Origin of the sequence: Pseudomonas putida, assembly GCF_028682455.1 — a bacterium.
GTDB lineage: Bacteria > Pseudomonadota > Gammaproteobacteria > Pseudomonadales > Pseudomonadaceae > Aquipseudomonas > Aquipseudomonas putida_AA.
Window position 1 is genome coordinate 1,361,775 of the sequence record NZ_JANHLD010000002.1, and the last position, 15,989, is coordinate 1,377,763.

At 52.5% G+C, this 15,989-nt stretch carries 8 protein-coding genes; 7 read left to right on the plus strand and 1 reads right to left on the minus strand.

What is annotated here, in order from left to right; all coding sequences use genetic code 11:
• The first annotated feature begins 353 nt into the window (after positions 1–353).
• From NPS58_RS16825 to NPS58_RS16845, 5 genes are all read left to right on the plus strand, one after another.
• Positions 354–1,037: a TetR/AcrR family transcriptional regulator gene (locus tag NPS58_RS16825; RefSeq protein ID WP_274116480.1), complete on the plus strand. Its 684-nt coding sequence runs from the start codon at positions 354–356 to the stop codon at positions 1,035–1,037.
• Between the two features lie 598 nt (positions 1,038–1,635).
• On the plus strand, positions 1,636–3,081 hold the full coding sequence (locus tag NPS58_RS16830; protein ID WP_274116481.1) for a site-specific integrase: 1,446 nt from the start codon (positions 1,636–1,638) through the stop codon (positions 3,079–3,081).
• Positions 3,078–6,461, plus strand: a complete 3,384-nt coding sequence (locus NPS58_RS16835) for a hypothetical protein (RefSeq protein ID WP_274116482.1) — start codon at positions 3,078–3,080, stop codon at positions 6,459–6,461. The genes NPS58_RS16830 and NPS58_RS16835 overlap by 4 nt, the downstream gene beginning before the upstream one ends.
• A 17-nt stretch (positions 6,462–6,478) precedes the next feature.
• Positions 6,479–7,171: a hypothetical protein gene (locus NPS58_RS16840; protein WP_274116483.1), complete on the plus strand. Its 693-nt coding sequence runs from the start codon at positions 6,479–6,481 to the stop codon at positions 7,169–7,171.
• 149 nt (positions 7,172–7,320) lie between these two features.
• Complete coding sequence (locus tag NPS58_RS16845; protein WP_274116484.1) at positions 7,321–7,800, plus strand: hypothetical protein; 480 nt, start codon at positions 7,321–7,323, stop codon at positions 7,798–7,800.
• Positions 7,801–8,433: 633 nt separating this feature from the next.
• On the opposite strand, the gene NPS58_RS16855 is transcribed toward NPS58_RS16845, so the two are convergent.
• Positions 8,434–11,292, minus strand: coding sequence for an AAA family ATPase (locus NPS58_RS16855; protein WP_274116486.1), 2,859 nt, complete (start codon positions 11,290–11,292; stop codon positions 8,434–8,436).
• Positions 11,293–11,567: 275 nt separating this feature from the next.
• Between NPS58_RS16855 and NPS58_RS16860 the strand changes: the two genes are divergently transcribed.
• Both NPS58_RS16860 and NPS58_RS16865 read left to right on the plus strand, forming a co-directional pair.
• A complete protein-coding gene (locus NPS58_RS16860; RefSeq protein WP_274116487.1) occupies positions 11,568–15,533 on the plus strand; it encodes a DUF4365 domain-containing protein in 3,966 nt (1,321 codons plus the stop codon).
• Positions 15,530–15,832 (plus strand): antitoxin Xre/MbcA/ParS toxin-binding domain-containing protein, encoded by a 303-nt coding sequence (locus tag NPS58_RS16865; RefSeq protein WP_274116488.1) that lies wholly within the window; start codon positions 15,530–15,532, stop codon positions 15,830–15,832. Before NPS58_RS16860 ends, NPS58_RS16865 begins: the two co-directional genes overlap by 4 nt.
• Positions 15,833–15,989: the final 157 nt, after the last annotated feature.

The window sequence follows — 15,989 nt, forward strand, 5'->3', positions numbered from 1 at the left end:
TTAATGCACCGCTCTGAATTTGAAACGAGGTGGTCAAGCAAAGCGATGCGACCATAGATTGCAAATAGCCAGCATGGTAACGCAGCACGGAGATCATTTGAAACCGGAGCGCCGTCCATCTTTACGCCCTACTCTCGTAAGTCATCCTGCACATCTTCGTTGATGCGGGCCTTTGCGCTTGGGCTGATGCTTGGTATCTGACGGCTACGCAGACCAAACTCAAGCGGGCAACTAAATTTGCCCACCCTCCTTCCTAAACGTAAGATCACCGCCTTTCAATGTGGTGACCACACCGTACAGCCCTCTCCCCCGCCTCGCATACTATGACGTCCTTCTTCATTCCTCGTACCTCCTTGGCTGCAAAGATTATCGAAGTAACAGCTAAGCTGATTGCTGAAGAAGGCATGGAAGCCGCGACCATCCGAAACATCGCCGAGCAGGCCAAGATCCTCCCTCCTCAGATCTACAGTCATGTGGGGAAAATCGATGAGCTATTTGACGCAGTAGCGCTCTACCTTTGGCAAACCAGGCCTGTACCTACAGATGAACCAGAAAACCCGATCAGCGGGCTATACCATGCAATTGATGGGCTGATCGTATTCGGCCTGACCCACCCTGGCCTCTACCTCCACATCAGCAAGCCACGCGATGCCAACGTCTCAGGTCTGTGGGGTATTCAGGTTGACGAATTGAAGTCCTGTATCAGGGAGGTAGCCAAAGCGGGTTTGTTACACGTCGGCGAAAAACAGGCCGTTGAGTTCATCCACCCCTTTTGCGTTGGGATGATATTCAGTTGTTTGCATCAGACAAGCCGTCCTACGCACGTAAGCTGGCTCGTGAGACAGGCAGTGAAACCTCTCCTGAAGAAAGGAGCCGTGCGCCCATTGCAGGGCCCAGACACCCTGAAGTCCGATCCAGGTCGTAAAGCCCCCAACCTTGCGTCAGAACTGAAAGCCAATCTCAGCGAAGTGACAGTACTGAGCATGGCCGAGTCACACCTGTTGAGAGAATGGTTGGAGCGGATCGCCTCTTCCTGAGGCTCCGCGCAGGAACACCTGCCATAGCCACACCCGCAGGCACATCAAAGCTCCACGACGATTCACTCCCTATAGACTTCACTCCGCCAACTGCATGCTTGGCAGGCTTACAAAAAAGTCATTTCGCTCATGGGACTCACGACCTCAGAGATCGGCTCGAGAACCCAAAGACCACAGCTGGGAAGGCATCGCCGCCACTACTGATCATCGAGCCTTTTTGCTCCTAATCACTCTCGTTTCGCCCAATGATTACGATTGACTGAAGAATTTCAAAAAAAATATCTTTTTTTCAATGAGATTGACAACGGCAATCCGTTTCTAACCTGTATGACTAAAGGGCAAATCGATGAGCCAAATTTTATAGCACAGAAAATCTAGGATACTCCAACAACAAGAGTCCTACCCCGACAAATAAAGCCAATATCAAAAAACTGACCACCAAAAAATCAATAACATCGTTATATAACACAATATAACGCAGATCCACCCAACCCTTGAGTTAACTTAAAAGATTAAGAAAGCATGCAGTTGCATGCAGTTGCATGCTTCTAACCATACATGTAACCATTTGTTCATCGCAGCAGTATCGGATCCTGAGATGAACTCTATCGCGCCACTTGGCAAACCTACTTCATTCACCCCGCCCATTCTCATTCCCATCACAAAGAATGAGAGAAACATTTTTACGCTGGTCTCAAACGATAAGCTGATGGATGATTTTTTCGAGAACTGGTGCTACATACTCAGCCGAAAGAAAAAATCCAAAACAGTTAAAGCCTACGCTCGATACAACAAAGTTTTCTTGGAGCTGCTGCAGCTTGTTACACACTTGCACGGCGAATTAACGCCTCTACTTCTCAGCCAGACAATCGAAAACTATGAAAGCTATTTAGTATTCGGTACTTCTAGCGAAAGTCCGATTATCGCGCAAGCAGCACGAGTCTTGGGAAATCGCAACTTGTCCGGTAGTTCAGTAGGTGTTGCCATCGCTGCGCTCAACAGCTTTGTCGATGCCAGTGAACGATTGCGCCTTGGCATGTTGGAACTGGAAGCACAGGGGTATATCTCGTCAAAGCAGTTATCAGGCTTCTCCCTAGCCCAGACCTTCAAAATTGAGACCCCCACGAATGTTCGGGCTGCAATCAAAAAAAACAGCTGGCTGGCCGGATGTTTAGCAGGTGGCGCTCGGCGTATAAAACGTGTTGGTCTATCCGCTATTTCAAAACCATCAACGCTAGCCCATACCGATATGTACGGCGGGGACGAACTCACCTTCCCGATTGATAGGTGCAAAGAGCTTATTGAATCGGCCCCTAGCGCTCGGGACAAAATGCTTTGGAGCTTGCTCGCAGCGACAGGAGCACGCATCTCTGAAGCGCTGACGATGCTCAATGAAGATGTGAGGGTAGACATTGACCCCGCATTTAATCGTGTAATGATCATTGACCCCGACACCCGACGAAATGTGCTTATCAAATATATTTCGGCAGCACAACTTAACGACCTGCCGCATAAGGGCAGAGCCCATCCAGAGACTTTTCTAATTGAACCCTTCGTTTCGATGTTTTGGATTGCATTGGACGAATATAGGGCAGAGATGCGAGCTCAACGCCTGATGGCTCCCGTGAGACATGACTTCCTGGTTAGAAGCCTCGTGGATGGTGAACCAATGCATAACAGTTACCAAGCACTGTACGAACGATTTCACAAAGCGGCCCTGAAGCTGACACAACGTCCGTATGGGTTCCATTCCCTACGGCACATGTATGGGTATTACCTGGTCAACCACTGCCCTAACCCGAATCCACATAGCCACAGAAAGTTTGGCCTTGAGTTGAGCATGGTTCAGCAGTTCATGGGGCACGCATTAATAAAAACTACCAAGCGGTATGCACGCCAAGACGCGCACTTGCTCCAGGCAGCGATGGCAGCGGCGAACTTCGCCCGGCTATCCGAGGGGCCCAAGACCGTCCTTGAAGCGCGAATTGCGTATCACCAGCAAGAAATCAAACAACTTCAGCAACTCGCCCTGGAGGCCGCATGATTAATCCATCTCACGTCAATCCTATTTGGCTGATCAAGAACAAGGAAACTGGCCCGGCTTTCGACATGGCCATGATCGATGTAAGACATCGCTATTGGAATCACTACTACCATGCAGGCGGTGGGCGACAGCGTGATGTACTGCTGGCTCTAAACGAGCTTGGCCCTCGTCCGTTCTTCGCGATGCCGCGTGCTCAGGTAGAACAGCTGCTTACGTGTTGTTTTGCCGGAAACAACCAGAAAGAGGAAATCATCAAGGCTGTCATTCCAGAATTCCCAACGGCTAGAGTCGCGCCACTTACCTCGCTTTTGAAACTTGCTTTCCTTCGCCTCTGGATGGAAAAGAAGATAATACTTCCGCTTGGTTGGAGCAGCCCCATCAATAATGACGTTATTCTGGATGAGATTATCGAGGAACATACTAATAGCCTCCCTCTTCTCGCCAAAATCAGGGCCATCAACCCTGTTTCGTCGCTTGGTTACGAAGGGGCAATGACCCAAAAAAACCGAGAACTGAGAGCTACTGGATGGCTGCGACTGTTGCTTGCGTCAAATCTACATGACCCCGAAAGCTTCACTGCTGAAGTAGCTCGTGATCTGAAGCTGAGAAGCTTTGGGTGCAAATCTGAGCTCGCTAGATTTTACACGGACGATTTCTCCCTGTTTCTCGCCAACGCATCTAACAACCCTTGGATGCGCGATGCCGTCAACCGCATCCTCGCTGAAAGCCGCGAGCAAGCCAAGCAGGCTCGTAAGCTGAAATACGAATCTGTTCAGCAGAAAAAAACCAATAAGCAGCATTTGCAGATGGTTGAGAAAACCCGTTTTTACCTAGAGGGCACCGAACACAACATCGAGCACTTTGCGACTATTTTCTCTGATGCTAGGGATCTCAGTCGTGCGTTCAGGATGGACAACTCCCCTACGCTACCCGGCGGGCTAGAGCTGCTTCCGGAAAAAGTGATTAAATTTTGTCAAATGCTAAATACTACCTACTTGGCGTTTCTCAAGTCCAGAAGGTTAGAGAGCCAAAAAAATCATCGAACGTCGCTCTACTATCTGCTCGCCTATTGCGGCCCTTACCTATACCAATTCTTCATGGATCGTGATGGAAACCTAGACTCTTACCCAACTACGTTCAATGATTTTACCTGTGCAATCTATATCACGGCTGACGTAGATCTATTGAGAGAAGTTGGAGGCTTTGAGAAAGATCTTCCGGAGACTCTTCTCACCATGATAAAAATCATTATGGAAATCAACCAAAACACGCCAGACACCCAATATCAGAGAACCTACCCTGTTGAAGACTTCTTCGACTATATTATTTCTCAATCCGTCGTGATCCCTAATGCGGAAAAAGTCAGGAATAGCTTTTCACCAGATTGTTACCCAAAACTTATCAGAAAATGGGGAACTATCAAAAAGCCAATACCGAGAATGTACTTCTCCACCTTCATTAGCATGCTGTACTCATTGGAGTACCTGACCATACACCTTAATGGCATGGCAGACGGCGCTGAGCCGGGGATAGCCGAGGGAGAGCTGAAGTACCCCACTCTTAGCGAACTTGCCCACGGTTCAGATTGGGCAGGGCTATGGGGGACGGCTGCCATGAGTTGCGCAGGCGTCGACTTAAAAACTCTAAACTTTACCCCTATTTTCTATCACAATGGGAAACCCCGTCCTTTTACATACATTCCAAAGTTTTATCGCATTTCCGACATGCACATTAATGGCACTGTTCAGCCGCGCATCATCATGAATGATGTTCGCTCAACATTGTTGATGTGTGAAACAGGCATTCGCCAACATCATTTGTTGTGGTTAGATGTTGACCGATATGCAAACTACGTGGAGCGTAATACAACAAGGCCGCTGGCCCCCTTGCTTGTCAGCTCTGACAAAGCTCACGGCGAGTGGACAGCAATCGTGTCACACAGGGTAATTGAGCTGCTAGACAGACAAAATGATTGGTACGGCCGGTGCACCGATCCGAGCTTCAAAAATAGCATTTGGTACAACATGAATAAAAACTCAAAATTCGGAAGACTTCGCCCATTGTTCAGGCTTGCGATTAGCCCTGGTGGCTGGACAAACTATGATCCTTTTCGCCTTCTCCTACTATGCTTGCAACATTTCATCAAATCTGAACTGGGAGACATGCGCTGCCCTGATATCGTTTGGTGCAAACCGCCGATAGGCTCCACAGACAAAATTCAGTATATAACTGATAACTCGGTAGAGGCTCTTTCATCTATAACTGCTAGCACTCTGACTAGCGATTACACTCCGCATGGCCTACGCGCTGGGTTCGTTTCTGAGGCGATCAAGTTCCTCCCTCCAAGCATTGTAGGCCAATGGTTAACAGGACAGTCTGAGGCGCTCGTGTCGTATTACTCGGTCTTCGATGAGAGCGACCTCGGGATGACTCACCAGCAGATGCTCTGCATGTCCCTTATGAGCAATCAGGACAAGCTCTCTACTGGAGACTTCCCAGAGTTGGCAGAAACAATCTCGAAACTGAACCGGACGATTCAGAAAGATATCGCGGCCGACCCAGTGTCTGCCATCAGTAAGCACCGGCTCATGAGTTTGTCGAGTGTCAAGCAGGAATCAGATACGGGTTTGGATCGGATCATCGCCAAAGAAGTTAGTGAACTTGCCTTCAACACCACACATATCTGTCCTTTCAACAACACCTGTCCCAAAGAAGTACTCGACCTGTTTGGCGAACCAAACTGTTGCTCTGCGTGCCCTTTTGCGATTCGCGGCGTAGCACACCTGCCAGCCATCTCGGCCAAGAAGGATAAGTACCGGGAACTGATGGCCGGCACACTAAATTTGATTCAACAATACTTAGCCCGCAAACCTTCGGCCCGTATCAGCACCGAACTGGAGCAACTCGAGGCAGAGAACGACCGGTTTGCTCGCGAAGCCTGCTTGCTCGAAGCCATTGAAATCCAGCTCGTCCAAATGTACGAGAAAGGTCTGGAGCAAGAATTTATGGTCAAAGATCGTCAAGAAGTCTTGCGGCATTATGAGCGGCTGTCGCTGCCGGAAGAGGCGCGCTTGCTCAAGAGGCTGATCGACGTCCAGAACTTCCCAGATGCATCATCTGACGATCTTAACATGAAGCTGGCGCACCTACGGCATGTCTTGCTCATGAAGGAAGGAGATCTTTCCAAGATACTGGGTGTTGATCCCGACAAAACCACACCGATTGCCAATAAAGTTGCGGCTCAAATCAGCGGCATGGTTAAGTCTGGAGCCATTAATGAGTATGAGTTGTTTGCTGCCAGCTCTGGAGACCTTGATGCAATTAAGCAATTAATCTCCACACCCAAACAAACACTTCCGCTCATACACATGGTGGCATAGGAACTCGGGGTTACGAAATGAAGAAAAAACAAGACGATTCGAAGCCTGGGAGAAAGCCCTCCACATTCGATAAATTTGTGGCAGCCAGGTCTGCAGAAATCGAAAAAATTCTCCAACAAGCGTTGCGCGTTATAGATGCTACTAAATATGGTAATGTCACTGATTACTGTAAAGCGCTAGCAGGTATCATTTCGGAGGTGCGGGAGGCAAAATCCGGTGATCCGACAACGCCCTTTTTCAACAAAAAAGTGCGCCGCTTCAGTTACATCACCCTACTGCGGAATGAAAGCTACCGGCGTATGGTGGATATAGCCTTCAATCACGGGCGGGAGTCTCTGGAGCAGCCGCAGGCTGTCTCAGAAGATGCATTGTTGCGGATTGCCAGTCTCCAGGCTCAGGTTAATCTGTTGAAGAATAGACTTAGCGGTATTAGAACAGGAGATAACTCGAACGCTCTAATTGATGCGAACGCCCAAGAAACCATTAAAAAACTGACAGCTTACCTAGGTACCACCTTGGCCGTGTACAGCACGATGCGTCAGCGTTTTTTACAATTGACCAAGGTCGTGTCCTCTCCAACTGAAAAAGAGAAGATTGCAGGGCTGTACAGCAGTGTTGGATTCATTGCCGATCTCGAGGCGTTGCACGAGATCGAAGATGGCCGGAATTTTTTGGAGCAGTTGTCGAAATCCTCCCCAGCTATCCAATAGGTTGTCTAGTTGGGCCTCTAGCATTTTCTCTCTACTAGGCAGCTTCGACTTACTCTGAATATCAGCCCCTCCTTCGCCATCTGAATTGGCGCTGTAGATGTATCTAAACTGGAATATCCTGCTCTTCGATGGTTACAAGGAGGTAGCGCATGCCCCGCTTCGATGTTGACCTATGCCGAGTGTCTCCTGAGCACTACATCACCGGGAAAGCAGCCATCAATTTTCCCTGGCCAGAGACGACCACAGGTGGCTGGCATCACCTTTCCTATTGGGATAGGGAAGCTGGCCAGGTCAAGGTTTCACTCGCGTGCATCCATTACCCCGACACCTCAGCCTATTTTGGTGAGTTTGGCATCCTGGAAGCTAGCCAGGAGCTCAGGCGCCGTGGCTGGACGATTAATCACGGGATCTACATAGCTGATCACTTTCGTGCGGCTGCAGATATGGTTCTCGACTGGGCTCTAGGATCCCCTATGCACTGCAGTGTAGAGCTGGCGGATTGGTTTCCTGAAGAGGCGGATTTCCACGGTGTCATTGACTTGCTGACCTCTACCCTCCCCAAGCTAGAGCACTTGCCACGAGAACGCCTCAGCCGATGGCTGGAAGCCCAACAACAGAAACCCCGTTAGCTGGCCTCCTACGCTTGCATTGAGCTAACGTAGCGGAACACCTTCGAGATCCGAGCGCCCTTTATGAAAGAGCTTCGTACCGCTGCAGAAGTGCTGGAACGACTTAGCCACAACCAAGACGCCCTGAGAGCGGCAGTCGAAGAACTCGCGAAATGGGTCGGTGATCGAGGAGCCAGTACTGTGGTTGGGAATGTGAACGGTGCCCTGACGACCCTCGACGACAACATTGATGCCGTGCGGCAAGGCATAGCGGAACTGGTAGCAGCGAGCGTAAAGCCTTAGGCGGGCTTCCGCCCGAACGATCGATGCAGTGCTGAGGCGGAAGGATGCAGTTGCTACAGCCCCATCGAGAAATCGGCAGGACGCCATCTATCTCGCCACCACGCTAAATTGCTTTTGCCCCTTTCAGGCCGGGTTACTAGTCGAATAGTAGAAGGCCTGATTCGGAAGCCGGAAAATTATTTGAAATTATGGCTCAGCAATAATTATGTCCCAGCGATAATTTACTAACCGCAGGTTCCAGTTCGCCCGGGGCGGCCATCACTAAGGACTGCCACCACGGCTAGGGCAGACGCAATCACCTCCGCTGGCGAGGGCACTCATCGCGTCTTTTGGATCAACCGAGAGGGTAAATCACTGCGCGGGCTGCTCTCTCTCCTGCTCGCGCTGGGCAACACTGGCCAAGCAACGATCGATGAACTGAAGCTCCTGGTCGAGTTCTTCGGCACGCTTCTCCAGCGCTTTCAACGAAGTCTGGTGCTCCTGCTGCACTTGCTCCGGCGCCCCGGCGAGCCTTGGCAGCTTTCTACGGTTCCTCTCGATCTTTTCGTTTATCTCGGCAAGGAATTTCTCCCCTGACTCCTTTTTCCTGGCTGTGAACAGCTGGCATTCCAAGAAGCGGATGGCATCGTAGATGCGCAACACCTCTCCACTGGTCTTGGCGTGAACGAAGTTCAGGCTGCCCTCGTCGAAGGCATGATGCTCCTGGTTTTGCCCACCCCAGTTGACCAGGTCATTCTTGATGAAATTGAAATACGACAGGTCGTAGGCAATGAACGGCTCGACCAGTGAGAAAGTGTGCTCCAGGCTGACCTGCAGGTACATGCTCTTTTTGAGCTGCGACTTGTTGAAGTTGGCCGTGACCGTGACACCGTTCTCGATGCAGAACTCAAGCACCATGGATTCGAACCAGATACGGCAATACAGCAATGCCTGACGGACGTCGAATACCGATAGCGCCTCGTACACCTTTCTCTGGAAGCCCCCCGCATGATCGATCACCACGATACCCTTGTTCGTGTAACTGAGCACGTGACTGGAGTGCTGATCGCACTGAGGGTGGCGGTCGGCGATGATGCAGAAACGCTCCCAGAAGAGGCGGTCATGGGTAGTGACAACCATCTGGATCCGACGAAGGTAAGCATCGCTGAAGAACAGGTCGATGATGTTCGATCGGTGCTCGGTGTCGATCGCATTGACGACGTCATCGAAGACGATCAGCGGGAAATTGTTCTTCTCAGCCATCGCCAGAAGGATGGACAAGCCCAGCGCCCGTAGATGTCCTTCGCTGAGCACCGCAAACGCATCGAGCAATGACCCGTCAACGTTGCTGATCTTGATCCGGTAGCTATCCGCCTGGCGGTCGAAGCTCAACGACGCGATCTGCTCATGGTCATCGTCGTGGTTGTTGATCGCGCGATAGTACTCGGCAGCTTTGGCTTCAATCCCTGTGATGCGTGCTTTCTCTAGCTCGAGCTTGTAATCCAGCAAATCGCGGTACAGCGTTCGGTACTCCGCCTCCAGATCCTTGAGCAGCTGATTGAAATGGCTGTTGTCGACGGCATCGTTGATCAAAGCCGCTTTATGCTTCATCAGGTCTAACATCTTGTCATTGGCGACCTTGAACTCGCGTTTCGCCAACTTATTGAGGTCGAACTGCTGCTTCAGCGACTCATCAATCTGTTTCAGCTCTGTAATCAGTGCTTCAAGCCGGGCGGCCTGGGCCCCTGCTTGGCCGACCTCCCGACGCTTGCGCTCACAGGCTCGCAGATAGTCCTCGATCTGGCCTGCGCTTCCCGTGCATAGCCTCAGAAACGAGTTGAGGACGGACGGCGCGACTTCCGAGCGATCGGCTGCGGCATGAAACTTCGCAAGAGCCTCCTCCAATTCGTCCATATTCATTGCGCAAGGAACATCGGCGTGCTCATTGACCTTCACCGCGCTGATGCCGGTCGCGACTCGTGATGCCCAGAGCGCGATCCGGGAGTCATTTCGCTGCCTGGATTGCTTGAGGGCCTCCAGCGCACCCAACGCCTCGATCTGCTCTCGTGCCCTCTCGAACGGGTTGACTACCACCCGGTCGAGGGGCGTCAGGCATGCGGGACAAGTTTCCTCCGTCTGCAACTTTTCGATGGCCTCCAGGGCCTCGAAGACGGCGCGATAATTAACGTCGCTCGCCCTCTGAAAAAATGCCTTCTCGATATCGGCTCTGCGATGGAGCAAGCGCTGGGCGATGGCACAGATGCGCTTCAACTGCCTCAGCTGAATGGCGAACGGTACCTTGGCGGCCCTTAGGCGCTCAGCACCACGAATGTGCATTTCCATAGTGTTGCGCAGCCGCAAGACCTTTCGGCGCACATCGAAGTCTTGGCCGGCCCCCAGCCCCAGCAGCCGACAACTCTCGGAGACCGATGCCTGAAGGTCGGCCCTGTGCTTACGCCGAAGCTGGCCCAAGCTGATCTGGGTGCGCTCAAGAGCGTCGAGTGCCTCGGCTTGATCGGCACGCATGAAGGCTTTGAGCGAGAAGCTTTCTGGCCGTACGAACCGAGAAATGACCTCTTGGAGTTCTTCCAAACCAAACAAGGTAGCCAGGACATCACTCTCAGCACTGCCAGTATCCTTTGAACCCAAGAGCGAAAACTCCTGAAGACGGTTCCGATCGATGAAACAGCCCGACCAGCTGATGCTTCGTATGACTTGTAGCTTGTCTGTTCCCATCAGCATCAGCTTGGGCTTCACCTCTCCCCGTGCAATGTACTGATTGACCTTAGTCTTGCGCCTGGCCGCTTCCTTGATATCGCCAGTGGTGCCGATTTCCAATGCTTCGCATAGCGATGATTTGCCGCCGCCATTGGGTGCGTAAAAGATGTTTTTGAGCTTACTGAAGCGAATGAAGGTGCCTTTGTCGTCGGGGCCAAACTCGCCGAAGCCTCGGAAGTTTTTCACGCGAAGGTAGTCAAACATGCCGAGGCCGGACGGCGGTATTCGATCCAATTCCGGCTTGCGGTCGAGCACTTTTTTGAATCGGGCGGCGATGCGCTGGTAGTTGCGTCCCAGTAAGTGGTCAGCTGCCGCCGTAATGTGCGACTTGATGTGGTCGGAATAGCGCCCCTTACTCTGGTTCGCCTGGTACATGCACCAGAGCAGCACGAGGTATGCATCAGTGCGCCCCTCAAGGTTCTGCCTCGCAAAACTTAAAAGGTACTGACTCATCGCGCATCCTCCCTGGTGCACATCAGCGTAACCGGACTGGCATCAAGAAGCCATTACCAGGTGCTCTGGAAAGGCCGGAGCTCGGATAACCTTGGGCAGTCTCGTGCAAGACAGGTATGCGCCCAACCTGCCTCTCAGCCCCAGAAACAGAGATATTGATCCCGTAGCCTGATCCCAAGCCCTGTTTAGAGGGCTGTATACTCCTGAAAAAAATTGCACCGAGAAACGCCTCTTTACGCCATCAGCGCCCTTTTTGATTATGCCGAGGAAGCACCATGCCAGTTGACGGGCCTTTACCTGGGACGGGTGATCAGCACGACATCAATGCCGATGCAATACGTTGCCTGATGGCTCGTCATCCCAAGGATTGGCGATTGCAAAGCCTGGAAGGGACTGACGACTATGGCTATGACTTTCAAGTGCAGACCACGCCGAATCAACGCGCGACGGATATTTTCCGTATCCAACTTAAAGGCACCCGCTCTCCGAGCCTGACGGCGGATGGCGAATACATTTCGGTCGCTCTGAAAGCCACCACTGTCCGCTATTACGCCCGAGCCGTAGAACCGGTGCTCTTGGTGATCTGCGACCTATCGGTAAACGAAGACCCTGTTGACTGCCCCCTTTACTACGTCTGGCTCAGGGATGAGCTGATCCGCATCACCGTCGATGATCTGTCTGCCGAACAGAAATATGTCACCCTTCGCGCGCCAACAAAGAACATTCTGAAAAGGACTACTGATCTCTCTGAGGGCATTCGCCACCAGAACGAACTGTCTCGCGTGGGGCACGTCCTTAGCCAACGCGCGGAGCACACCCACCCCGGGATGCAAGCAGATGACCGCTTAACCTTGGTTCAGGGGGTGGTAAAAGGCGTGGCTGCGAGAGGGGCTGCACTGATGAACGCTTTGGCAGGCTCAACGGAAGACTACTGGGTCAACCCAGCTCGGGACACGCTTGCCTGGAATCTGACTCAGGCTAAAGCAGATCTACGGGTAACTGCGCTGGATCGAGCAAAGATACAGCTCGACGAGGCAGAGCCAAAGCTAGAAGAATCGACCACCCTTGAGCGCGCAGAATATTGGCGTCTACGTGGCAACTGGCAGGTTCAAACGGGGGATAACCAAGCGGCAGTCTCCTCATACCAGAACGCGTATGAGGCAACGCCTTTGCCCAAGTACCGAGCCGCTTTGGTAGAGGCAGAGATCCGCATCAGATTCGAACACGATAGCGACTCGCTTGCTGAGTTGCATGATCTACTGGAGGGTGATGACCCTATAGTCATCGCCGTTCGTTCCCGGCTCCATGCTGTGCAAGGGCATTACGAGCTGGCCGTTGAGCTGGCTGATTTGCTTCCAGAACCTCAACGGTCTTTCGCCAGAGCGTTTGCACATTGGTTGTCTGAGGAGCCTGCAAATGCCCTGGCGGACTGCGAAGCGGGCCTTGCATCCTGCGAGGCATCAGATGACATACGTGAACTGTTGCTTTTGCTTAGGGCCCGAGCCAAATTTGCCCTCGCGTTGGCCACCGCCAGTACGCAGCGACGTGAATCTATCCCACCAGCAGGTCTTCCGGGTGTAGACCTTCAAAAGCTTGAGGAGGCTTGGGCTGCGATTAACGACGCTGTCTTGTCCATAAAGGCATCAGGCTGGGATTCCAACATAGAGCAGCTCGTCGACATTTGGGGGGCTGCAGCGTCGGCACTCGGCAAGGCAGATTCGATACTTGCAGACCTGAAGGATGCTGCGCAGAAACGCCCGGACTTGCCCCATATCCATGAGGTCTTACGGAGCATTGCAGGTCAGTTATCGGACTTCACCCTCGCGTTGTCGGCAAATGATCAGTTGCCCGATTCACCGGACAAGCATCTCTGGAACACGCTCCTGCTTTATGAAATCCGGAAGTTCCGGGCATGCTACCAAAGCTTCAGCGTATACATCGGTAGCGTGGATCGCAGCCATCCCCTATTTGGGTCGGCTGTCACAGCAGCCTCTATTTCTGCTCACAAATCAGTTCAGCCTGGCCTCGTGAAACAGTGGATGGGTCTGCTCGAATCAGATCCTGATCTAGCCGCCCAAGCCGCCCTCGCACATTTTTATCTCCAGTTGGAGATCAGCAGGTTGGCCAAAGATGAGGCTTTGAGTTCGCTGCAGGCTAGGTATGAGGAACTGGATCGGCCCGTGAGCATTGCACTCACCCTCATCCACGAGCTTGATCCTACCGATTCGGAAAGTGCGATGGAGTGTGTTCGACTCGCCGAAAGGATAACTGAGCACTACGTACTTTCGCCTGCGATGGCCGCGTGCCTCGGGATGGCGTTGGTAACCTTGAAAGATTGGCAGGGCCTCGTAGAACTGTGTCAAAGCAATAGAGTGCGCGTTGAGCCAGGTGATCGAATGGGGGCCTTTGAGGCATTGGCACTTGATCATCTAGGCGAAACGGAAAAAGCCCGCGATCGGTTGTTGAAAATTGTAGCTACGGGATCCGACGACCCACTGGCTCTGAACACCTATGTCACGATCGCTACTCGTTGCGGCTACGTCGATGACGCAGTAGAGGCGGCGGAAAGGGCTCTTGAAACTGCGAAGTCCAAAGGGGAACAGTTGGAGTTCGTGAAGTTACTGTTCTTCCTCATTCAGTTTTCCGACCCAACGAGCGACAGGCTATTGGAGCTGGCCCTGCGAGCTGGCGAATTAGTAGATCAGAACGTAGAGAGCCAGGAAGGCACCTACTTGATGATGCATCTGAGCGGCACCATGGGTGGACGCAATGACATCGGCCTTGCCAGGGATAGAGAGCAATTCCGAACACGCGCTGATGCATTTTTCAGAAATTTCCCGAGTTCCCGGATGCTCTGGAAGGGCGAGGTTCGAGAGGGCGCCTCTGGTAAGGAGTTGGTTGAATGCCTGAAAGCACTGACTGGACTGACGCCCGACAGAGAAGCATTCCAGAAACGGCAGGAGCGCTCCCTACAGCAGGGGTTAAACACCATCCCTTTCTCATGGCGCCCGCGACTGGTGCTGTCTTGCATTTCCGATATCGTGCATCTGTGGGAAGTTGCCAAGGTGTCCAGCCGGGATGATCGCCAGTATCACCTGGCGATGGTCAACGATATTGGTTGGCAACCGATCGGTGCCGATGACCTGCGCAAGCGAGTGCCTTTGCTGGATTGGACAGCGCTGCTAGTCCTCAATGACTTGGGGCTCATCGACGCCGTCATCACTTTCTTCGGCCAAATTGCAGTGGCCAGAGCCACGATGGAGGAGCTTGCCGAGTTCACAAATCCTTTATTCGGAAGCCCAATGCGAAGCAAATGCCTGAGCCTGCAGAACGCCTTGAAGCCCCACCTCGCTTCGATCCTCCAACCCTCCCCTCTAGAGGAAGCAAGCGAAGCATCGTCCTCAAAAGTAATTGGGCGAAGCAACAGCGAAATGGTGGAGATATGCGCCAAAGAGCCAGAACGGTACAGGCTCTATTCTGATGACGAAGCGCTGCGCACTTTTTGTGCCGCAGGTTCCGAGGTCGATGGCTTCTGCACGCTTGACGTCCTGGCCGCCCTGACAGAGGTTGGGCAGCTCTCACTACTTGAAAAAGCGGGCAAAATTGCGCAGCTGTGCGAATGGCGGGTTGGGGTAATCGTACAGCTATCCGAGATTGTGCAGTTACTCCCTCCGGCTGCCTTTACTGCACGAACCGTACGTCAAGGCGTAGAAATCCTTGACGCAGAACCTGAGTTCATTTCAATGATCTCGGCGCTCTGGGATTACCGCGTGCCCTTTGAGAAAGCGCTGGGGCATGCAGCATCGGCGCTGCGTGTACTGGTGGAGCAGGCTCTGCTTCCTGAGATTGGACTAGCTGCGCTGATGCGACACTGGCATGTCAAAGCAGCCATGAAAAATGATGCTCCTGATCAGGCCCTTGAGACCATAGTCCTTTTGATCATCACCGCCGCGCTCATGGGTCACTTGCCGAGGGCTTGCGCCAAACGACTCTGGACGGTTTACAGGCTGTTGGTCGAGTCTCACCATGGTGACCAAATGGACGAGCGTCTTGAGAAGGTTGCCATCCGGTTGCTAGGTTCGAAATGTGCTCAGTTGGAGTCCGTAGCGGCTACCGAAGGTTTGCGAATCTTTACCGAGCTCAATGAGAGTCTAACGAGGGGCACAATTGACCAGTCCGAGTTCGCCAACGCTTACACGACAGCACGAATAGCGGCGCAGAGCCCTAAATTCGGACGATGAGTGCGGGCAGCAAGCGCTGGACGCTGCGCTATGCGGCTTCAGTGTGGTCGAGGCTGGGCGCCTCGCAGGTGGCCGCGATCAACGACGGGATGACCCCAACGCACGAAAGCCCCGAATCGACGGAAACGATTGACCCCCAGCTGCTTGAAGCAGCCATCGCTGTATTCGGCGACAAGAAAAGCGCGCTGAACTGGCTATCGAAGCCCTTGCGCACCCTGGGAACGAAACGTCCTAGGGATGTCGCCATCGAGCAAGCTCTGAGTCTGATTCAGCGTATTAAGCATGGATTTGGTGCCTGAGAGAACCTTCGAGATTGGCAGATCCACACACGCAGACTACTGCCCAACTTCCAGACGGACTGAATCCAGAAGAAAAAAAATATCGCTTTTGAGCATGATTGTCTGACACCGGCCTGAAGATTCTCCCAGTACGCGTTGACCAGCAATGCGTGCCGTG

What these genes read in the sequence shown, in the direction of transcription:
- NPS58_RS16830 (WP_274116481.1), top strand. Translation starts at nt 1,636, where the DNA reads ATGAACTCTATCGCGCCACTTGGCAAACCTACTTCATTCACCCCGCCC.
- NPS58_RS16835 (WP_274116482.1), top strand. Translation starts at nt 3,078, where the DNA reads ATGATTAATCCATCTCACGTCAATCCTATTTGGCTGATCAAGAACAAG.
- NPS58_RS16840 (WP_274116483.1), top strand. Translation starts at nt 6,479, where the DNA reads ATGAAGAAAAAACAAGACGATTCGAAGCCTGGGAGAAAGCCCTCCACA.
- NPS58_RS16845 (WP_274116484.1), top strand. Translation starts at nt 7,321, where the DNA reads ATGCCCCGCTTCGATGTTGACCTATGCCGAGTGTCTCCTGAGCACTAC.
- NPS58_RS16855 (WP_274116486.1), bottom strand. Translation starts at nt 11,292, where the DNA reads ATGAGTCAGTACCTTTTAAGTTTTGCGAGGCAGAACCTTGAGGGGCGC.
- NPS58_RS16860 (WP_274116487.1), top strand. Translation starts at nt 11,568, where the DNA reads ATGCCAGTTGACGGGCCTTTACCTGGGACGGGTGATCAGCACGACATC.
- NPS58_RS16865 (WP_274116488.1), top strand. Translation starts at nt 15,530, where the DNA reads ATGAGTGCGGGCAGCAAGCGCTGGACGCTGCGCTATGCGGCTTCAGTG.